Origin of the sequence: Streptomyces sp. NBC_01334, assembly GCF_035983595.1 — a bacterium.
In the GTDB taxonomy this organism is placed as follows: domain Bacteria; phylum Actinomycetota; class Actinomycetes; order Streptomycetales; family Streptomycetaceae; genus Streptomyces; species Streptomyces coriariae.
Map to the genome: position 1 here is coordinate 6,548,101 of NZ_CP130718.1, position 18,905 is coordinate 6,567,005.

The window sequence follows — 18,905 nt, forward strand, 5'->3', positions numbered from 1 at the left end:
CAGGACGAGGTCAGGGATCTCTACACCTACGAGGCACGCGTCATGCCGTGGAGTGCTTCCTGCGCGAGGACCGAAGGCCCGGCCCCACCGCACCAGAGCCACCACCGCACAAGAGGCAGTGAGTTCCGGGCGGGCGGCAGGACGACGGCGCGCGCGGAGGGCGCGAGCCGTGACAGGTGCCGCCGGACGATCGCCGGTCCGACCACCGTGAGCACATCCCTGTGCCAGCCCGTCCCCTACGAGCGGCATCGCTGTGTTCTGGCCCTTTCAGATGCGGTAGGCCCCGGTCGGTACGCCATGGGCGAGGCCGTAAGGCGTCAGGGCGATGACGCCGGTTCCTCGTGAGCGCGTGCCGGGTCCGATGTGCAAGGGGCTGGCGCCATAGGAGTGGGCGAGGTCGGCGGCCATGTCGTGAGCGGCCCACCGCCACTCGTCCTCGTCGTCCTGGTCTTCTTGCGCCGCATCCCACTCCGGCGTGAGGCCCAGCTCCATCCGGCGGGACCGCTCGAACGGGAGCGGCTCGCCCAGGGTGAGCAATTCGTCCTCGCCCTCCCCTGTTTCGCAGTACCGCCGGACGACGGTGCCGTGCTCGGCGACGATCCAGGCGGAGCCGTCGCCCTGGCCGCCGTAGTAGTACGCGTGCGCCTGGCCGTACCGGGTGCTGAGTTCGATGCACAGGCGCAGGACGTCGTCGCTGCGCTCCTCGCCGCACGGGTCGCACCAGGCGCCGAGGACGAGGGTCCAGCCGTCGAGTTCGGGTGTCACGAAGACCCGTTCGTGACCGGTGCGGGGGTCTTCCGGGCCGAAGCCGTGGCTGTCGCTGTCGACGATGTCGTTACCGAGAGCGAAGGTCACGGGTCTGGGGTCGACCAGCCCGAGGGTGTGCATGATCCCGGTCTGGTCACCGCCGGGGACGGCCATCCAGTGATTCCAGCACGCCCACATCCCTTCCGGCCGGTCGTCGGGGAGCTTGACGCGGACGAGTCGTTCGATCGCGGCCACGTCGGCGCGGGACAGCGCCGGTTCGCCGCCGAGCTCGGCGAGCACGGTCAGCGCCCGCGCCCGCTGCCGGCCCGGCCCCCGCTCCCGGATGCGTCGGAGCAGCGGAATGACGTGCTCGCCCTGCTGTACCAGGGCGTCCTGCGCCTGCTGGGCGACCTCCCGGTCGGGGTCCCCGAGCAGCGGCAGCAGGGCGGACACCGCGGCCCGCGCGTCGTCGCCGCAGCGCTGGAGTCCACGGACGGCCATCCGGCGCACGTGCGGCAAGGGGTGGGAGAGGGCGGTGGTGTAGCGGTCGAGGGCAGCCGCACCAAAGGAGGAGAACGCGAAGCCGAGCCGCTTGCGAGAGTTCTCGCCGGCCGCGGAGGCGAGCCCGCGGAGAAGGCCGTCGAAGGCGGCCGCCTCCCCGATCCGCCCAAGCACGGCGGCAATCGGCCGCCAGTCCACGGGAGATTCCTCGTTCGCCAACTCCCGCACCAGGAGCTCCACCGCGTCGGCCCCGAGTGCGGCCAACGCCTCCGCCACAGCTTCGCGCCGGTCGGGCACCCCGAGATCCCGTACCGAGTCGGTATCCACCACGTTCCCTCCAGCAAGATCGAGCGCCCCTCGGGCGACATGATCCGGCACGGGTCTGACATCACCGGAGCCGTCCAGATCCCCCCTGAACAGCTGGCGGGTCTGTCCGACTCCGGCAGGGTCGTCAACCCCCACCGCACGCAGGTGCGGTCCAGCGCCGGCGGACGCGTCTCCTCACGACGGCTCGGGATGCGGCGCCAGGGAACCGCTTCCCGCACTTTGCTGGTCTCCGCCACTCCGAGAAGAGGAGACAGACGATGACGGAAGCCGGACCGCCGAGGCCCGCGAGACCTCGGTCCGGAGGGACTCTGTGCGGCACCCTCTTCGGGGGCCTGGCCTCGGTGGTCTCCATCGCCATCATCGGCAGGATCTGGACCGCGTGTGACATCGGCGTCAACGCGGCGGCCAACAGCATGACGCTGCTGCTGCTCGCCCCTCTCATATGGATCGGCGTAGCCATGGCCTGGGTCGTCCTGTACAGCACGCTGGGAAGGCGTCATCCAGGCGCAGCACTGACCGCGGGACTCGTCTTCACCGTGTGCGTCACGTGGTTCCTGGTGACGTGGCTCGGCGTGGCCGACTCCTACCCCGCCCCTCGATGCCCGGGAAACGTCCCGCCCTGGTGGCCGAGTTTCATTCCGACATGACCGAGCGCCAAAGCTGCGGCGACCAGAACAGGGGATGGGGGCCGACTCGGCGGGGCGCACCAATTCGATCATTCGAGATCGGCTCAGGGGGCGTACAGCTGTCTCTGCGGCGCGGAGTCGTGCCCTACGCGCGATCCGAGGCGTCGGCTCGTTCCTGGGAGAACTCCTGGTGGAGCTCACCGGAGAGGCGGTGCTGACGCTGGTCGCCTGCCTCGCGGTGGCGGGTCTGGTTCTGGCGTTCGTCTCGGGATGGGAACGCAGCCCGCAGTTCGAGTGGACCGATGGGATCGGGTCGGGCGGGTTGCGACGCGGAGGATGCCGCTACTTGGGCTGCCGTCCGAGGCCGGCCCGCACGAGTAACCGACGGCACCATGAACAGGCGCAACCGTGCCGACGGGATTGACGGCCTGACAATCGAGCCGTCCTGAGCGGCACGACTACGGCAGGTCATCACAGAGGGCGTGAACCAGCTCCTCAAAGCCGGTGACTTCCACTTCGGCCGCTCCCAGGACTCGTCGGTCGATCTCGACCATGCGCTCTTGGGCCTCGATCGCCGCAGCGTTCGGAGGCGATTCCGCCTTCAAGTGGGCGAGCTTCGCTTCGTCTTCTGTCAGGTCTCTCTGAAGGCGATTCTTTCGCTGCTCTGCTTGCTTGAGTTTGGCTTTTGCTGCCTGGCACTGTTCGTGAGGCATGGTGCTCCCTAGCCGTGCGACGTTGCTTCAGCTTTACGGGTCGGCAGTCAAGGTGCATGTCAGCTTGGACCAAGTGGGCGTTCCGTCGGGTGTGGGTCATCGTTCGATGCGTCCGCGGATGGCGAGGACGCCCTCCACGCAGGATGCCGACGCCGACGCCGACGCCGACGCCGACGCCGACGCCGACGCCGACGCCGACGCCGACGCACAGCCCTGACCCGCCGCCGCGTAAGGCACGTGGTGGCTTTGTCCACGAGTAGCGACAGCAGGTGCACGCGTCAGCGAGCAGCACACCGATGACGGCGTGTCGGATGCCCAGGTGAAATAGCGGCGGCCAGGGGGCGCCCCGGCTCGCAGGCGCAGCCACCGGTCGAGAGCCGCGCTCGATCACAGCCAGGTGGTGGCCAGCCGGCCGGCCGCGGCCGCGGTGGCGATGAGCCCGACGTTGAGTGTGATCCGGCGGTCCTCGCCGGTCAGGTGGACGGCGATCGCACCGATTTGCAGGAGCACGAATCCGATGGCCGTGGCCAGTGCCAGCCAGGGTGCGATGCCGGTCAGGGGCGGCAGGATCAGCCCGGTCGCACCGAGTATTTCGACCGCCCCCAGCGCCCTGACAGCGGGCAGGGGCATGCGATCGACCCAGGCCATCATCGGGCGGAGTTGATCTCGGCCACGGAACACCTTCATCGCGCCCGCGTAGAGGTAGAAGGGGGCGAGCAGTCCGGCGACGATCCAATACGCGATGTTCATGATTCCCGTCCACGGTCACCGGCTTGCAGATGACCCGTCGATTCCCTGGGCAACCCCTGGAGAAGGCCCGAGCCATGGTCTGAGTGACCCGGAAGTCGAAAGGGGGGAGCGCCCCGGCTGCGCTGGTCAGGTGGAGGACGGCCGGGTGGTGTCATCCCGCCGGTTTCAGGTGAGGTCGGTGGCGGGCTCGGTCGCGTAGCGGCTCATCGCGTGGGCGCTGGCCTCTGGCGTCAGTGGCCGGCCGCTGACGATCACGTTCTGGAGGTCTCGGAAGTACTGCACGTACAGGTCGGGGGTGAACGTGCTGAGCATGACGGCGGGTTGGTCGGTGATGTTGGCGAAGGTGTGAGGGGCGCCGGGCGGGACCATCACGAGCGTGCCCGTGGTGGCGTCGTAGTCCGTGTCCCCGACGGTGAACCGCACCGTGCCGGAGACGATGTAGAAGCCCTCGTCGTGCTGGGCGTGGCGGTGCTGCGGCGGTCCGGGGGTGTGCGGGGCGAGCACGGACTCGGCGATTCCGATGCGGTGCCCGGTACGACTGCCGTCTTCGAGGACGCGCATGCGCGTGGTGCCCAGGACGATCGTTTCACCGTCGTCGGGACCCACCACCGATACGGCGTGATCGGCCTGCGGTGCGCTGGTCTTCGCTTCTTCCGTCATGCTCCGAGTGCACCGCCAGGGCCCCGCAACTGTCCAAGACCCGTTCCGTAACGCCGATACCGCTTGGGTATCGTTGCAGCGTGGAGCTACGCACCCTGCGCTACTTCGTGGCGGTCGCCGAGGAACTCCACTTCGGCCGGGCCGCCACTCGACTGCACATGAGCCAGCCGCCGCTGAGCCGGGCGATCAAGCAGCTGGAGACCGAGGTCGGTGCCCTGCTGTTCGCCCGCTCGCCTGTCGGCGTCACGCTCACCCCGGTGGGCGGGGTGCTGCTCGACGAGGCGCGGGCCCTGCTCGACCAGGCCGACCGCCTCCGCGTACGCGTGAGCGCGGCGGCCGGCGTCGCGACCATCACCGTCGGCATCCTGGGCGACAGCACCGACCCGGGAGCGACCAGGCTGGCCGCCGCTTACCGTCGACGCCACCCCGGCATCGACATCCGCATCCGCGACACCGACCTGACCGACCCGACCTGCGGGCTGCGCGCCGGACTGGTCGACGTCGCCCTGACCCGGGCGCCCTTCGACGAGACCGCCCTGACGGTCCGTGAGCTGCGTACCGATCCGGTGGGCGTGGTCCTGCGCGCCGATGATCCGCTGGCCCGCCGCGACCGGCTGCAGCTGGCCGACCTGGGCGAACGTCACTGGTTCCAGTTCCCGCAGGGAACCGACCCGATCTGGCAGTCGTACTGGAACGGCGGCGAGCCGCGCGAGGGCCCGGTGGTGCGCGTCGTCCAGGAATGCCTGCAGGCCGTGCTGTGGAACGGCACGGTCGGCCTGGCCCCGCTCGGGCACGACCTGCCCGCAGAGCTGGCCGTGGTCCCGCTGACCGACATGGCGCCAAGCCGAGTGGTGGCGGTGTGGAACGAGGGTGACACCAACCCGTTGATCCGATCGTTCATCGAGATCGCGACAGCCGCGTACCGCGATTGAGAACTGGCTGCTGCGATGGTTCAGGCCCGGAGTGAAGAGGGGGCCTCGTGCAGCTGAAGGTCACGCGGTGGACGCGGTACGGGCATGATCGCCTGTACGCGAGTCTGCCTGACGGCACCGCGGTCGGTTGGGCCGACCTCGAAACCGGGAACATCACGGTCTTGCGCGGTGAACATCGCGAGGACGTGATCGCTGTGCCGACACACCACGTACAGAACACCACGGATGCAGTCCCGCCGCAGAGGTCACCCGAGCCTGAAGCTCGGCCGATGCTGCCGCCTCTGACACCGGCGGACGATCTGGCCGTCAACCCTCCCGGCGAGTCCCTCCGTGAGCTGCTCGATGGATCCGGCCGGGGTCTGGTGGGGCACCGCAGTCGCAAGGCTTCTGCGGCGCCCCACAGAGTGGGACTCCTGGCAGAAGGGACTGGCGGGGGAACGGCGAGTGGGAGCCGAGCTGAACCGCTTGGCACGCCACGGCTGACGGGTTCCGCACTCCATACCCCTGGCCGACAACGTGGACGTCCGATCCAGGGGCCTCCTCGTTTGCGCTGTCCGTCAACTTGATCCAGCGGCCTGTACTCGCTCTGCAGCGAGTAGGCGCTCGAGGTTCTTCTCCGACGCGTCGAGTGCGGTGAGCATCTGCAACCGTGCCTGCTCGAAGTGGGTGTCGACCTCGATGCCGAGGTCGTGTCGCAGTGTGACCCGTAGCAGGTAGACGCCGTCCGACAGTGGGCCGCTGAACCACGTCTTTGCCCGCTGATACGCCTCGCCGGCATCAGGGCTGCTCGGCAACTGCTTGACGACTGAGTACCCGATTTGGAGCGACCTGTTGAGGGCCGAGGCCACTTGCAGGACGTCCTTCGCCAATGCCATCTGCGCGTGGGAGTACTGGTCCGCCCAGGCTTCCTTGGCAGCATCGAGGAGTGCCGGGTCGACGCTTTCACCGCGTTCGGTCGCTCGGACCGAGTCTTGGGCGGCGATCCGGTAAGCGCGAGCTGCGGTGTTCAGATGGGCATAGAGATCGCGCTTGGCTTGCAGCGCTTGTCCCTCGCGCTCCTGCTCTCGTTCACGGTCGGCACGTTGGTTTTGTTCGGCTGCTTCGGCCCGGCTGGCGCGCTGGCTGAGCACTGCCCCGCCCAGAGTTCCACCTAGCGTTCCGCCGACACTGATCAGCGCGACGGCAAGCGTGGTCACATCCACGAGGCCCCCAACTCGTCCATTCGTTCTGTCTTCGGACCGGCGATGGAGGACGGCACCACGGTCCCTTGGCCGTGCTCATGCTTCCACTCGCGGCACATGGTCCAAGACCGGGACGACGACAATGAGGAGCAGCGCTGCTCGACTCAGAGGGGCCTCGTCGCCTGTGGGAATGCTTCAAGATCCCGTCCGAGCCTCGCCCACAGACGCCGACATACGGCCGCTCCGGGCTGCATTTGCCGGCACATACGCGAAGACCCCGTCCTCAGCGAAAACGCTGGTGGCGGGGTCTTTGGGCACCTCGTACCAGGTGCCCCCGGCAGGATTCGAACCTGCGCACACGGCTCCGGAGGCCCCTTGAGTCTCGGGCAACGCAGCAGGTCACGGCCTTTCACGTGGCAAATTCGGCAGGGCGAGTCCACGGGTAGTCCACGGGACCTGACCATTGCCGAGTGAGCTCCCGGGCGGGGCTGAAGACGTCGGGGTGTCGGCGGCGCAGTGACACAGCGCCTGGGGCTGGCGGCGCGCGTAGGACGGCGCGCAGAGCTGCGTCGAGGACGGACTGCTTCACAGGGGGAGGAAGGAGGATTGGGACCTCGTTTCGCCTTGGTGACAGGCTCGGCACTGGGGGCCTCCTCCACAGTTGCGCTACTGCCGCAGCGTGAGCGCAGGTTCCGGAATCCAGGTCGCAAGCCGTTCGCTCGGCGAAGGCCCCGCAGCGGGGTAGGCAGTCACCAGCCGGGCGTAAGCGGTTGAGATCGCCAACTGGGCCCGCCGGGCGGTACCTTCAGCAACTCGTTGTCGAATATGGGGAAGGGGAGGGGCAATATGTCGAGGGGTAAGCAGGTGTGGCGCGAGATTGGCCACGCGGTAGGGGAGGCGGCCAAGGACGGGGCGGTGGAGAGCGCACGCGCCTATTACTTCAGTGTGTACGATCGCGGCTTCAACGATGCGGCTCAAACCTGCCTGGGTGTTCTGTCCGATGCCACGCAAGAGTTGTTGGCGAGGATGAAGTCCGGAAACCTGTCCAAGCAAGAACAGGCGCTGTACGCGCGGCTGACTGAACTGACGGCTCAAATGGACGAACGTCTCCGGGACGCCTGCCAAGAAGAGCTGACAGGCGATGCCCTACCGCAGCCGTCCGATGCACGACTTGGCCAGCCAACAAGACTGTCCTGAGGCTCACTTCTGAGGATCGGCCCCGTACGTCACGACGTCCGGCACACCGAGAACCATGCCGGTGATGCAACCCTTGTTCCATGCGTCGCGCTCGTCGCTATCCAGGCCGTCAGGGAGCGCGTCTGCGCACTCCCGCTGTCCCACGGAGGTGGGGTACCGGGTGTCGGGGCCGCCGGGGCGGGTGCACATGTCCTGCCGGGCGGCCACCTCCCCGCCGGTCGTGCAGTACGTGAAGTTAGTGTCGAGGACGCGCTTCGCGTAGGCCGTCGCCGTCTGCTCGCCGAACCGGTAGCCGTTCCAGTACCTCGCGGCCTTGTCCTCCTGAGTGGTGCAGCCGGCCAGCGCGAGAGCGGCGAGGGCGAGCAGCACCAAGGTGCGTCGCATGCGCCAGAGCATACGAGAAGTACCCCCGGCATGATTTGAACCTGCGACACCCGCTACAGGAGAGAGGCGGAGGAGTGGCGGTGCTGACCTGGAGCTTTGATGCTTGCTCGGTCCACGAAAAACTCTAGGTGAGACCCCTTCGTTGACCGTGGGTGACCCCTGCATCTGGCACGACAGTGGCACGAACCTCAGCCAACGACAGTCAGCCACGACGGTGGGTGCGCTGGCCGATCACGCACGCGTATGCCTCGCTGCACCCCCGCTGGCCTCAGCCACGTTACAAGTTTGTCAGGCAGAGGCTCACCTACCGGTGTGGAGATCAGTCGCCAGTTCCATATGTCGCGTTTGCCGATAGCCGTGGAAGCGGTGTGGGCGATCTCAGGTGTGGAGTTCGTTGCAGACGCGAGTGGCGGCAGCCTCGGCGTCGACCTGGCACGGAGCGCCCCCACGTCGTGCTTGACGTTGGCCCGACTGGCTTGAGCCACCCACTGCCAGTTGTCGCCCTTGCTGTGGTCGAAGAGAGCCCGGGAGCTGAGAGGGTGCGTCTTCAAGAGCACATTGTGAGTGGCCACATTGTGGCTACCTACTCCGTCACAATATCCTCGATCACGGCCCAAGCCGAGTGGTCTATTTGTGGCATTTGAGCGTATAAGTGTTTTTGCCTACTATGGGAGGATAAGGGGTTGGATACCACCACTGATCTGCAGGCCGAGTTGGAAACTCATCGGCGAGCCGTTGATACCGAGTACTTTGACCTGTCGATTCGCGAGATCGTCCGAATGGTTGAAGAAGAAGAGATTCGAGTAGCACCGGCCTATCAGCGTAAATTCCGCTGGCCGGATGCCGTCCAGTCCGCGCTAATTGAGTCCCTTTTGCTCGGCCTCCCGATTCCGGCCATCTTTGTGGCCACCAATAAAGACGGGACTTGGGACGTCGTTGATGGCCTACAGCGCACGGCCACAATACTGAAATTCTATGGCATCGATGTACCCAACGCCGAAGAACTGCAATTCGCTGACAAGCCACTCCAGTTGACCGACCTTAATCAGCTGAAGAAATTCTCAGGCTTGTCTTACAAAGATCTCCCAATGCCGATCCGACTAATGCTCGGCAAGCGATATGTTCGCGTTCAAGTACTTAGCGATAAGTCGGATCCGGAAGTGCGATTCGAACTTTTCCGGCGCTTGAATGCAGGTGCTGTCGCCCTGACGCCTCAGGAGATCCGCAGCTGCGTGTTCCGTGGCCCGTTCAATAATATGGTAGAGGAGCTGGCAGGTACGGAAGAGTACAAGTCGCTCCTGAAGCTGCAACCCAAAAATAAGATGGATGGTACCGCAGAAGAGATCGTGCTGAAATTCTTTGCCTACATGGATGGAATGGACGACTTTGACGGCGATGTCATCGGATTCCTTAACAATTACATTAAACGTCGCGCCGATGACACTGACCTTGAAGCGGATCGAAGGCTATTTCTTGATTCCGTTTCTCACTTGCGGTCGGTCACTGGAGGGCACTTCACCCGAGTAGGAGTCTCTGTGACTCCAGTCAATCAACTCGAAGGTGTTCTTATTGGGATCGCACGGATTTTTAAGGAAGGCAAGCAGCCTAAGAAGCCTGCGGCAGGATGGGCGAATGACGAAAAGTTGGTAGGTTTTAGTACCTCAGGCACAAACAGTCGCCCCAAACTGCGCGGTAGGATCCTCCGTTCACAGGAACTTTTCTCCTGACATGGCGATCCTTACAATCAATGCAGTGTTTGAGAGCGCGGTAGAGCAACTTGACCGTGAGCGTCGTCGTCTCGATTCACTGGATCGCGCAGAAGGGGCCAGCCCGCATGCGGCAACGAAGTTCGATCACGAAGGTTTCTCTGCGATAAACAGAGCTCTTTCGTATGTGGTTATGGGCGGAGTACTTGAGGAGCTCATGCGCCAGCTTCCTGCGGCGCTTGCGGCAGATGTACTAAGTCTTGGAATTGAGCGAAGGCACCTGCCGGCCTCGCTAGTCGCCGCTATGGATTCGGTAACTTTCCGAAAGTGCGGAAACGATAACGTGTCTTCGCTCATAGAGCGGGCGGGCATAGTGCAAACGGTCCTGTCGCATGAACAGGATTCCCGCCCAGTCTTGGATTTTGGTGACCTTTTCAAGCTGGCAGATGGGCAGACTATCGGTGAAAAGCATTTCCAGGCCTTGTGGATGATTTTAGGCCTTCAGGGAGACTGGAAAAACGACCCCAATGACTCCCTGCTCCTCAAGGAAATCAAGAGCAAAAGAAACAACGTTGCTCATTGGACGGAGGACCCGGCAGTTATCGGCAGAAGTAAGAGGCCTGCCGATCTCCGCCAGATGATTCATCGTCTGAGCGAATTGATCCAACATTTCCACTTGGGGGTTTGGTATTGGCTTGAGGGTAGAAAGCCAAATACCCCTTGATGGCGCTGCTGAAGCGTGCTGTACAATTAGTCCATCGACATTCGAGTAAGCGAGAAGAGGCCGTGGAGAGAAGTCACCCACAGGGCGGACCAAGCGAGGTTTTGCAGCTACCTCTGCCTGTGTCGAGCGACTTCCTAGAGAAGCCACGGGTTTTGTCGCCGAAGAAGCCGCCCATTGACACTGCTGGTTTGGCCGATATTTTTCCTTACTACGCCGGTTTCGCTTTTGATTGGGCCCGCAAGCAGCTCAATGAGCTGTCGGCTGGCGATCCAAGGAAAGTGGTGCTAGACCCGTGGAATGGAAGCGGCACGACCACGCTGGCCGCACAGTGTGACGGACACCCTTCCTTCGGAGTCGATAGGAATCCTGTAGCGAATTTGGTTGCTCAACTTCGCTGTCAGGTAGGAGCGCAGGGTCAACGACCGTTTTCGCCCCAAGGGTCTGTCGAGCCATTGGGTGGCGCCAAGGACGCGCTGTCGAATTGGTTTGCGGCAGCGACGGTTAAGCAGATAAGGGAATGGACTAGCAGCCTTCACGGCCAACCCCTTGAGGCTCGCGTTGTGGGCTTGGTGAGTCTCTTTCGTGTTGTCCGAATGGTGACCAAGAAGTTCGAGGGTACTAATCCAACCTGGGTTAAGCGAGCTCGGACATACGATGAGCTTATTGAGATCACACATGCTGATCTGGATAGCCTGATCGCTGCGGAGCAGGAATATCTTATCGAGCGACTGAAATCCTCGCCGTTCGGCTCTGGTACTACGACTCTCCTAACCGCCTCTTCAGATCGTCTGCCAATCGGAACTGGTTCGATTGATGTGATCCTGACTTCCCCCCCCTACCTGACGCGCATTGATTATGGCATTGCTTATTGTCGAGAGCTCGCGGTCTTGGGCGTGGACGTGATGAATAGCAGAGAACTGCGGGCCGGACTAATGGGTACCACCCTTATTCGCGATAAATCCAATCACTCGTTCAAGCCAGGGGTGGTTGCTGAAGACCTCATCAAGAGGGTTTCCTCGCATAGTAGTAAAGCGTCGAGCGGGTACTATCTGAAGCAGACATGGCAGTACCTACGTGACCTTTCGTCCGGTTTTGATGAAATGACCCGAGTCGTGCGGCCCGGCGGAAATCTCTGCATGGTAGTTCAAGATTCTTACTATAAAGATGAGCACGTGCCTCTGGCAGACATTTGCGTAGATGAGGCACGCGCTCGAGGTTGGGATCTCGTGCGACTGGAGCAATTTCCCGTAAAGCGAACATTGACTACGTTGAATAGATCTGCGCGAGAGTATAAGAAGTCGCAAGTTGCTGAGAGTGTGGTCACGTTCGTCCGTAAGCCGGCATAGCGGCTTTATTGGATCTGGTTGGGCGCGAGTGATCATGGCCGCTACTTCCGGAGTGTCGAGTAGCTGTAGATCTGCTGGCAGAGCGCGGCGTTGGGGCCACGATCTTCGAGGGCCGTGCCTGATTGGCTTGCTTGAGCCGCGGAGCCGCCGTCCCAGCCACGACTCACGACTCACCCCATCCTTTTCTTTGGCGCTTGTTGGCTGATCGTTGTGTGTGCGGCACGGGCGCCGGCCGGGCTGGAGCGGGGCGGAGACAGGAGCGCAGGCCCGGCCGGGGGCCGGGCCGCGCGCGGGGAGCGGAGCGAGCCGCCTTGAACCAGTAGAGAAAGTTTGAATCATGGTCTCGCTACCGGGGTGTGGCCGGCAGAGGCGAATCCTCGGCAGTCGTCAGGTACACGCCGGTCGCTAGCCTGTCCTCGTGATCCATACCGATGATCGACAGTTCCCAGCTGCCCTGGCCGCGGCGTTGGCGGTCCCGTTCGATTACAACGACGGCGACGGGGTCGACTTCGAACCTTTCGCAGCCTTCCTGTCTGCGGAGGAGACCACGGACTGGTTCCGGGCCTGGACTGGGAATGCAGAGCTAAGTGGCGACGGGTTCCGCGTGTTTGGGCAGGACGGCTCGGGCGGATTCGCGGCGTTCTGGTTGATCCGCCCCAGCTGCCCGCTTGTCGATCAGCCTGTGGTCTTCCTTGGTTCCGAGGGCGAGACCGGTGTCGTTGCACGTGATCTGAGCGCCTTCTTGTGGCTGCTGGCTGGCGGCTTCGGCCCCTGCGAAGCGGCCACCTCGGACGAACCCGACTGGACGCCGTCGCTCAACTCCGACTTCATGGCCGTCGCGGAACGATTCGCGGCCGACCAGCAGCAGCCGGCAGCTGCCGTCATCGAGCAGGCGACCCGCGAGTTCCCAGACTTCGATGACACCATCATGGAGCTCTGCCGCTGACTCGGTCCCCAACTGTTAAGGGCAGGTCCCTCCGCTCAGTGGTGTAGAACCCTGGGTATGGGGAGTGAGCGGCGGGAGCTGATGAAGGCGCTCGGGGTGCGCCTTCGAGGGCTCCGAACACAGGCTGGCCTGACGGGTGCCGTTCTGGCGCAGCGGGCTGGCGTGGGGCAACCGACCGTGTCCAAGGTGGAGAACGGGCGCATGGTTCCTAGCCTCGACGTCCTGGGGCGCTTGTCGCTGGCTCTCGATCTCGACGAGTTGACCTCTCGTGAGGTGCGTGACCTCCTAGTCGCCGTGGAAGCTGCGCCGGACGCCGCCGCGGTATCCGACGATGAGGCTCTTGCCGGGTCGGTCCTGGATGAGGCAGTGCGGTCTGCTCGGCTGGTTCGCTCGTTCCAGTGCGTCGTTCTGCCGGCCATGCTCCAGAGTGCCGAGTACGCCCGGCACGTGTTCGCGAGCGCGCCGAACTCGACGCCTGAGGCAGTCGGTCGGGCTGTCGCTGCGCGTGTCGAGCGGCAGAGTCTCTTGTACGAGCCGGGTCGCGAGTCGGTGTTCGTGCTGACGGAAGCTGTGTTGCGGACCTGGCCGGGGAATCCCTCGCTGATGCTTGCCCAGTTCGACCGGCTCTTGGCTGTCGAGAGTCTGAGTACTGTGCGCCTCGGGGTGATCCCCTGGCGTCGGGCCGTTCCGGTCCTGCCTCGTCACGGGTTCACCTTGTGCGACCAGGGAGCGGTTGTTGTTGAGTCCTTCCGCGGTGAGCGGGTCTTGGACGACTCCGACGAGGTTGCCGCGTACGAGGAGACCTTCCGGCGCTTCGAAGAGGCTGCGCTTTTCGGCTCTGAGGTGCGAGAGCTCCTGCTTCGGGTGATGCAGGAGTTTCGGGAGATGGAAGACTTCGCCACCCGTTAGAGGAATAATTCCTCAAGATGCCTGGCTCATTGGTCATCCGTGGGAATACCCTGCTCGCTGTGTCGTCTAGCCCCCTAGACGAGGAGGAGTGTTCCCATGTCCCAAAGTTGGTGCCGCATGTTTCCCGGCCTGGCCTGGCAGGTGGCACAGGCCCGTCACTTCGTCGCCGCCCTGCTTGAGGATGAGGCTCCAGACCTCGTCGACGACGCTGTCCTGGTCGTCGGGGAGCTGGCGGCCAATGCTGTCCGGCATACGCGGAGCGGCTGGTACCGCGGATGGTTCCTCGTGGTCGTCCACTTCCGTGACGACCTGGTCCGCGTCGAAGTCGTCGACCAAGGCGGAGACGAGGAGCCGCAGGTTCGAAGCGTGGCCAGAGGCGTGGAAGAGGATGGCCGCGGTCTGATGATGATTGCCGCTTGTGCCAAAGACTGGGGAGTGAAGGACCGGCCCTCGGGTGCTCGCTGCGTCTGGGCCGAGCTGGCTCGGAACGGCTCGTGATGGGTTCGTGCGCGGCGGTGATCCGTAGCTGCCTCGTGGGCAGTAGCGGGTGAGCCCTCGTGGAGTGCCTCGGCGCCGGGCCGGCTTCTATGTGATCGGTGTTCATTCGGGCAGGCGGCTCCCGCCCATTCCGTCTAGGGCCCTAGACTCCTGGTTACTTCTAGGAGGTGTGGTCATGTCGGACGAGTTGCAGCGGATCATGGCGATTGATGATCCGTACCTGCTCCTGCGTGAGGTCACGACGCGATTGGCCGATGCTCAGCAGGAGGTGACCGAACTGGCCCGACTCCGCCGTCGTGTGGTTCAGGACCTCCACTCGCAAGGGCTGTCGTACGCGCAGATCGCCGAGAAGGCCGGCCTGAGCCGCGGGCGGATCCATCAGATCCGGCATACCGGCCCGGCGCCCGAGGGTGCGTTCCTCGGTGCGGGTGCCGTCACGGTCGTGACTCCGCTTCGGTGGGACGACGACAAGAAGCGCACGGTCGTCGCCATGGCTGACGTGAACTCTGGGAAGCGCCTGGAGGAGCTGGCGAAGTCGTACGGGCTCGATGTCAGCTCCGGCAACGTGCTCGTGAGTGGTGAGGTTGACCTCAACCGTGACGGCCTGGTCGTCGTCTGCGGGCCGGGCATGTCCCAGGACATGAGCGACCTCTACGCACAGGATCCGGTACTCAGCTGGGAACATCCCGATGGCGAACCATGGGCGCTGGTGGACCGTCGTACCGGCACAGCACACCGCGCGGGGCAGGACACCGACTCAAACCGCCCGTACGACGTCGGCTACCTTGGCCGGCTGCCCCGTCCGGACGGCAACGGCTCGGTGCTCGCCCTCGCCGGAATCCACACTGAAGGATCCCTCGGCGTCGTCCAGCTGCTCGCCTCCGACCTGAGCACGCTGTGGGGCCAGGTGGGAGAGCATCGCTTCTCCACGCTGGTCGGCGTCGAATACGACCCTGAGACCGGCGAACCGCAGTCCGTCGAACTGCTCACCCCCCTCTACCGGCACGACGAGGAGACGACGGCGTGAACGTCGCCCTCGCCTCACTACCTGCTGAACCGGGGCGGGAAAACGAGGACTTCGCCGCCGCGGCTGCCGGGGCGGCTGTTCTCCTGGACGGGGCCGGCGTGGCCGGTGCGGAGACCGGGTGTACGCACGGCATCGCCTGGTTCTCCTCAACGCTCGGCGGGCTGCTGCTGAGCACCATCACGGCGAACCCGGCCCGGCCGCTCGCCGACTGTCTGGCCGACGCGATCCGAGTCGTTCGGTCCCTGCATGAGGACAGCTGTGACCTGACCTATCGGGCCAGTCCGACCAGTACCGTCGTCGCCGTCCGGGCTGGCGCGGAAGCTCTGGAATACCTCGTGCTTGGTGACTCGACGCTCCTCCTCGCCGACCAGGACGGTAAGACGACTGTCGTCACTGATCAGCGCCTGGACGAGGTCGGCAAGCGCCTCCGCTCGCCGGTCGATGAACTGCTCACAGGCTCACCCGAACACGGGGTTGCCTTGGCGCTGTACCGCGACGCCCTGACAGGGCTCCGCAACCGGCCGGGTGGCTTCTGGATCGCCGGGCCCGATCCGCAAGCGGCGGCGCACGCCCTCACCGGCGTGGTACCGCTGGAATCGCTGGCGTCCGTGACGCTGCTGAGTGACGGTGCGACGCGACTCGTCGACTCATTCGCACTCAGTACCTGGGAAGGGACGTTGCGCGTCCTCGACTCATCAGGGCCCGCGGAGCTGCTTCGGCGTGTACGGAGCGCTGAGGCGAGTGACCCTGATGGCCGACGCTGGCCTCGAGGCAAGGCACAGGATGACGCCACCGCCCTGCACTGGATGCTGCGTCCCGCCTTCTCCGCGGGCGATACGTCGCGACGTTGACGGCATCTTCTGCGGGGAGAGCCCGACCGTCAGTGCCCCTGTGGACGCTCGCGCACCTTCCGGAGGATCTCCATCCCAAGCTGCTGGCGATCCGAGTCCATTCGGAAGCGAACGCCCCTTTGCGCCTCTACTGTTTGAGCTAGCCGCCTGGCTTGGTCTGCGTCGAGTACGTCGACCATCTGCGCCGCGAGCAGCATGGCGTGGTACTGCTCGAACGGGGTGCGCGACTGGGCGATGACGGCAAGGGTGGCTTCGAAGTTTCGCAGTTCAGGGCTGGCCTGCATCATTGCCAACGCGGTGATGCGCTGTTCCTCCGTTCCGTCCTGCAGCCAGCGCGTGACCTCGGCCGGCTCGAAGGACTCCTCCTGCGCCAAGCGGCGCGCACGGGCAACCACCTCTTCCAAGGCCTGTGTACGCGAGGCGCCGGGACGCATCGACCGTCGTACTGAGCTGTAGTCGGCAGCGATAGGTCTCGCAGCGTCCATCAAGGCGCTCGCCTCTGCACGCAACTTGGTGGCGGTAGCGATGTCACCCCGGCGCTCGGACTCCTCCGCCAATTCAAACCTGTCTGCGGCGGCGGCCCGCATCCTCAGCGTGGCGCCTCCGAACTCAAGGCTTTCGATCTGGCTGCCGAGCATGGCGAGGGTGAGCAAAATGCCGCCGAGCATGATGAGGGCCGCAGAGCCGGTCCCGTTCTGAGTAGCAAAGACTGCAAGGGCACCTAAACCGAATGACCCTGAACCCACGAGAGCCGTGAGCGTGCGCCAGGCGGGTGCGGCTCTCGTCTTCACCGGCCTCCCCGCTTCTGTTCGGATGGGCGTGATACCACCGGCAAACGCGCGTGAAGCTATCAGCAGGATCTAGGGCTGGGATGCGACTGCGCCTTGTTGGGTGCCCTCACCTTGGCTGCGGTCCAAGGCGCGCCGAACCCCTTGCCTCACGACGTTAGGCATTCGAGCACGGGAGCGGCGACCGGTCATACGCCGTTCGTGCGTCGAGACCGATTCGTATACCCCCCTAGACAGTTGACGGTCCGTCGGTTAACGTAGTCGTCAACCCCCCTAGACAGTTCAGGGGTCGCCCCTCTGCTGTCTAGGGGGGTATCCGGTCCCAGCGGAGCGGACTTAACGCACCGCCAACCAAGTGAGGTTCACGAAATGCGTGTCATCCCCGTAGACGTCTCGGCCGCGACGCTCCTCGTCACCAAGCTGCCCGAGGTCAAGGTGAAGGACCGTCAGACCGGTGAGATCGCCGTCGACCCGGTGACCAACGACCGGCTCATGGTGCTGGAGCTGGTATTCATCGCGGCCGGCGGTTCGGACCTGATCAAGGTCACCGTTCCCGAGAAGGGCATCGGTGAGGGTCTGGTGATGGGAGCTCCGGTCATCCTGCCCGGCCTCATCGCCCGGCCGTGGGAGAGCGAGTTCGGCGGGCGGATGCGTCACGGCATCGCCTACCGCGCGGACGCGGTCATGGTCAACGCCCCGGCTCCGGTGCAGGGCTGAACGCCATGACTGACACCGTCTGGACGCTGACATTGTGCCTGCTAGCACTCGCCGCCCTGCTGATCCTGCGCCGCCGCGCACCGGTCGCGTTCTGGTGGCTGGTCGGCTACCCGTTCGTCGCGCTGCGCGTACTCACCACCTACCGGGCCACGATGGACGCGTGCGGCCTGACGGTCCCGGCCTCGGCCGTCCGTCGGGCCACGGCCCGGATGATTGGGCGGGAAGCCGCCCCCGTCCCGCCTCGGCGATCGCTGCCGTGGCCGACCGGGTCCGGGCTCGTGATGCGGCTGCGCATGGCGACCGGGCAGGCTCCCGAGGACTTCATGGCCTCGGCCGACCGGCTGCGCCACGCCTGGGCAGCGCACGCCGTGCACATCCGCCCCACCAAGCCGGGCTGGCTCGAACTGCGCCTGATCGGCTGGGACGTGCTCTCCGATGTGCAGCCCGCACGTCGGTGGAAGCAGCGTGGGCCGCTCACCCTTCCGCTGGCGCTTCGGGATGACGGACGGTGGCACGTACGGGACTTCCGCGCCGTGCCGCATGAACTCATCCTCGGCGCGACGCAGTCCGGCAAGTCCGTGTATCTGCGGAACCTGGTGTGCGGCCTGGCCCGGCAACGGGTCGTCCTCGTCGGGGTCGACTGCAAATGGGGCGTCGAATTGGCTCCGTTCGCACCTCGGTTGTCTGCCCTCGCCGACACTCCGGACCGGGCGAACGAGCTCCTTGACGTCCTGCTGGAAGAGATGGAGGCACGGTTCCGTCTGATCGGTCTCTCGTCTGCTGCGGGCCCGGACGCTGTGCTCACCTCGGACGTGTGGGGGCTGCCGGCCGAGGTGCGGCCGGTGCCGGTCGTGGTCGTTGTCGACGAGGTGGCGGAACTCTTCCTCGCCGCGAGCCGCGATGACGAGAAGCGACGCGACGCCATGGTCACCAAGCTGATCCGTATCGCCCAGCTCGGCCGTGCGGCCGGCATCTATCTCGAAGTGTGCGGGCAGCGCTTCGGCTCTGAACTCGGCAAGGGAGCGACCATGCTTCGCGCCCAGCTCACCGGCCGCATCTGCCACCGGGTCAATGACGAGTCCTCGGCGAACATGGCGCTCGCCGACATCTCCCCGGAAGCGGCCCTCGCCGCCACCTCCATTCCGGCCGAACGTCCCGGCGTCGCGATCGTCGGCGACTCCTCCGGCGGCTGGTCCCGCGCCCGCTCACCGCACCTGTCCCTCGACGAGGCAGCGGCCATCTGCCGCGACACGGCGGCACTGGTGCCGGAACTGTCCCGCCTCGACTCCTTCCGGCCCGTCGTCGCCGTGGAGTCCGCCAAGGCGCAGATCCCGGCCGGCGTGCCCACCGCCCGCCCGGTGACCGAGTAGCCGCA

20 protein-coding genes are annotated in these 18,905 nt (G+C 65.1%); 13 read left to right on the plus strand and 7 right to left on the minus strand.

All coding sequences use genetic code 11. From position 1 onward, the window contains the following. Positions 1-267 precede the first annotated feature (267 nt). On the minus strand, positions 268-1,578 hold the full coding sequence (locus tag OG736_RS29530; RefSeq protein WP_327185086.1) for a HEAT repeat domain-containing protein: 1,311 nt from the start codon (positions 1,576-1,578) through the stop codon (positions 268-270). Positions 1,579-1,832: 254 nt separating this feature from the next. Between OG736_RS29530 and OG736_RS29535 the strand changes: the two genes are divergently transcribed. Further along, positions 1,833-2,222 (plus strand): hypothetical protein, encoded by a 390-nt coding sequence (locus OG736_RS29535; protein ID WP_327185087.1) that lies wholly within the window; start codon positions 1,833-1,835, stop codon positions 2,220-2,222. Between the two features lie 437 nt (positions 2,223-2,659). Here OG736_RS29535 and OG736_RS29540 read toward each other — a convergent pair whose 3' ends face one another. The 3 genes from OG736_RS29540 to OG736_RS29550 form a co-directional block, all read right to left on the minus strand. Next, positions 2,660-2,914 carry a hypothetical protein gene (locus OG736_RS29540; protein WP_327185088.1) on the minus strand — a complete coding sequence of 85 codons (255 nt, stop codon included), beginning with the start codon at positions 2,912-2,914 and terminating at the stop codon, positions 2,660-2,662. A 387-nt stretch (positions 2,915-3,301) separates the two neighbouring features. After that, a complete protein-coding gene (locus OG736_RS29545; RefSeq protein WP_327185089.1) occupies positions 3,302-3,664 on the minus strand; it encodes a DoxX family protein in 363 nt (120 codons plus the stop codon). A gap of 165 nt (positions 3,665-3,829) precedes the next feature. Continuing rightward, positions 3,830-4,324: a cupin domain-containing protein gene (locus OG736_RS29550; protein WP_327185090.1), complete on the minus strand. Its 495-nt coding sequence runs from the start codon at positions 4,322-4,324 to the stop codon at positions 3,830-3,832. Positions 4,325-4,404: 80 nt separating this feature from the next. Here OG736_RS29550 and OG736_RS29555 point away from each other — a divergent pair, with 80 nt between their 5' ends. Then, the gene (locus tag OG736_RS29555; protein WP_327185091.1) at positions 4,405-5,256 is read left to right on the plus strand and encodes a LysR family transcriptional regulator; all 852 of its coding nucleotides are present in this window, start codon (positions 4,405-4,407) and stop codon (positions 5,254-5,256) included. Positions 5,257-5,813: 557 nt separating this feature from the next. Here OG736_RS29555 and OG736_RS29560 read toward each other — a convergent pair. Beyond that, positions 5,814-6,458: a hypothetical protein gene (locus tag OG736_RS29560; RefSeq protein WP_327185092.1), complete on the minus strand. Its 645-nt coding sequence runs from the start codon at positions 6,456-6,458 to the stop codon at positions 5,814-5,816. A gap of 825 nt (positions 6,459-7,283) precedes the next feature. On the opposite strand from OG736_RS29560, the gene OG736_RS29565 reads away from it, so the two are divergent. Continuing rightward, complete coding sequence (locus tag OG736_RS29565) at positions 7,284-7,634, plus strand: hypothetical protein (RefSeq protein WP_327185093.1); 351 nt, start codon at positions 7,284-7,286, stop codon at positions 7,632-7,634. Positions 7,635-7,637: 3 nt separating this feature from the next. On the opposite strand, the gene OG736_RS29570 is transcribed toward OG736_RS29565, so the two are convergent. After that, positions 7,638-8,018 (minus strand): hypothetical protein, encoded by a 381-nt coding sequence (locus OG736_RS29570; protein ID WP_327185094.1) that lies wholly within the window; start codon positions 8,016-8,018, stop codon positions 7,638-7,640. A gap of 683 nt (positions 8,019-8,701) precedes the next feature. Here OG736_RS29570 and OG736_RS29575 point away from each other — a divergent pair. The 8 genes from OG736_RS29575 (at position 8,702) to OG736_RS29610 (ending at position 16,025) form a co-directional block, all read left to right on the plus strand. Beyond that, complete coding sequence (locus OG736_RS29575) at positions 8,702-9,745, plus strand: DUF262 domain-containing protein (protein ID WP_327185095.1); 1,044 nt, start codon at positions 8,702-8,704, stop codon at positions 9,743-9,745. A gap of 1 nt (position 9,746) precedes the next feature. Next, a complete protein-coding gene (locus OG736_RS29580; RefSeq protein ID WP_327185096.1) occupies positions 9,747-10,448 on the plus strand; it encodes a hypothetical protein in 702 nt (233 codons plus the stop codon). Beyond that, positions 10,448-11,794 carry a hypothetical protein gene (locus tag OG736_RS29585; RefSeq protein WP_327185097.1) on the plus strand — a complete coding sequence of 449 codons (1,347 nt, stop codon included), beginning with the start codon at positions 10,448-10,450 and terminating at the stop codon, positions 11,792-11,794. Before OG736_RS29580 ends, OG736_RS29585 begins: the two co-directional genes overlap by 1 nt. 418 nt (positions 11,795-12,212) lie before the next feature. After that, the gene (locus OG736_RS29590; protein WP_314218857.1) at positions 12,213-12,740 is read left to right on the plus strand and encodes an SMI1/KNR4 family protein; all 528 of its coding nucleotides are present in this window, start codon (positions 12,213-12,215) and stop codon (positions 12,738-12,740) included. Between the two features lie 57 nt (positions 12,741-12,797). Beyond that, the gene (locus OG736_RS29595; protein WP_314218858.1) at positions 12,798-13,649 is read left to right on the plus strand and encodes a helix-turn-helix domain-containing protein; all 852 of its coding nucleotides are present in this window, start codon (positions 12,798-12,800) and stop codon (positions 13,647-13,649) included. Positions 13,650-13,745: 96 nt separating this feature from the next. Then, entirely contained in the window at positions 13,746-14,147 is a 402-nt protein-coding gene (locus OG736_RS29600; protein WP_314218859.1) for an ATP-binding protein, read from the plus strand. A gap of 175 nt (positions 14,148-14,322) precedes the next feature. Further along, positions 14,323-15,174, plus strand: a complete 852-nt coding sequence (locus OG736_RS29605) for a sigma factor-like helix-turn-helix DNA-binding protein (protein ID WP_314218860.1) — start codon at positions 14,323-14,325, stop codon at positions 15,172-15,174. Continuing rightward, complete coding sequence (locus OG736_RS29610; protein ID WP_314218861.1) at positions 15,171-16,025, plus strand: protein phosphatase 2C domain-containing protein; 855 nt, start codon at positions 15,171-15,173, stop codon at positions 16,023-16,025. The genes OG736_RS29605 and OG736_RS29610 overlap by 4 nt, the downstream gene beginning before the upstream one ends. A gap of 29 nt (positions 16,026-16,054) precedes the next feature. On the opposite strand, the gene OG736_RS29615 is transcribed toward OG736_RS29610, so the two are convergent. After that, complete coding sequence (locus OG736_RS29615) at positions 16,055-16,693, minus strand: hypothetical protein (RefSeq protein WP_314218862.1); 639 nt, start codon at positions 16,691-16,693, stop codon at positions 16,055-16,057. Positions 16,694-17,182: 489 nt separating this feature from the next. On the opposite strand from OG736_RS29615, the gene OG736_RS29620 reads away from it, so the two are divergent. Both OG736_RS29620 and OG736_RS29625 read left to right on the plus strand, forming a co-directional pair. Then, a complete protein-coding gene (locus tag OG736_RS29620; RefSeq protein ID WP_327185098.1) occupies positions 17,183-17,530 on the plus strand; it encodes an SCO3933 family regulatory protein in 348 nt (115 codons plus the stop codon). A 5-nt stretch (positions 17,531-17,535) separates the two neighbouring features. Beyond that, positions 17,536-18,900, plus strand: a complete 1,365-nt coding sequence (locus OG736_RS29625) for an FtsK/SpoIIIE domain-containing protein (protein ID WP_327185099.1) — start codon at positions 17,536-17,538, stop codon at positions 18,898-18,900. Positions 18,901-18,905 lie beyond the last annotated feature (5 nt).

Bases quoted from the DNA above. Each gene is read 5' to 3' on its own strand.
- OG736_RS29535 (WP_327185087.1), top strand. From the start codon at position 1,833: ATGACGGAAGCCGGACCGCCGAGGCCCGCGAGACCTCGGTCCGGAGGG.
- OG736_RS29570 (WP_327185094.1), bottom strand. From the start codon at position 8,018: ATGCGACGCACCTTGGTGCTGCTCGCCCTCGCCGCTCTCGCGCTGGCC.
- OG736_RS29620 (WP_327185098.1), top strand. From the start codon at position 17,183: ATGCGTGTCATCCCCGTAGACGTCTCGGCCGCGACGCTCCTCGTCACC.
- OG736_RS29615 (WP_314218862.1), bottom strand. From the start codon at position 16,693: ATGCTCGGCGGCATTTTGCTCACCCTCGCCATGCTCGGCAGCCAGATC.
- OG736_RS29565 (WP_327185093.1), top strand. From the start codon at position 7,284: ATGTCGAGGGGTAAGCAGGTGTGGCGCGAGATTGGCCACGCGGTAGGG.
- OG736_RS29605 (WP_314218860.1), top strand. From the start codon at position 14,323: ATGTCGGACGAGTTGCAGCGGATCATGGCGATTGATGATCCGTACCTG.
- OG736_RS29540 (WP_327185088.1), bottom strand. From the start codon at position 2,914: ATGCCTCACGAACAGTGCCAGGCAGCAAAAGCCAAACTCAAGCAAGCA.
- OG736_RS29625 (WP_327185099.1), top strand. From the start codon at position 17,536: ATGACTGACACCGTCTGGACGCTGACATTGTGCCTGCTAGCACTCGCC.
- OG736_RS29600 (WP_314218859.1), top strand. From the start codon at position 13,746: ATGTCCCAAAGTTGGTGCCGCATGTTTCCCGGCCTGGCCTGGCAGGTG.
- OG736_RS29580 (WP_327185096.1), top strand. From the start codon at position 9,747: ATGGCGATCCTTACAATCAATGCAGTGTTTGAGAGCGCGGTAGAGCAA.
- OG736_RS29595 (WP_314218858.1), top strand. From the start codon at position 12,798: ATGGGGAGTGAGCGGCGGGAGCTGATGAAGGCGCTCGGGGTGCGCCTT.
- OG736_RS29550 (WP_327185090.1), bottom strand. From the start codon at position 4,324: ATGACGGAAGAAGCGAAGACCAGCGCACCGCAGGCCGATCACGCCGTA.
- OG736_RS29545 (WP_327185089.1), bottom strand. From the start codon at position 3,664: ATGAACATCGCGTATTGGATCGTCGCCGGACTGCTCGCCCCCTTCTAC.
- OG736_RS29585 (WP_327185097.1), top strand. From the start codon at position 10,448: ATGGCGCTGCTGAAGCGTGCTGTACAATTAGTCCATCGACATTCGAGT.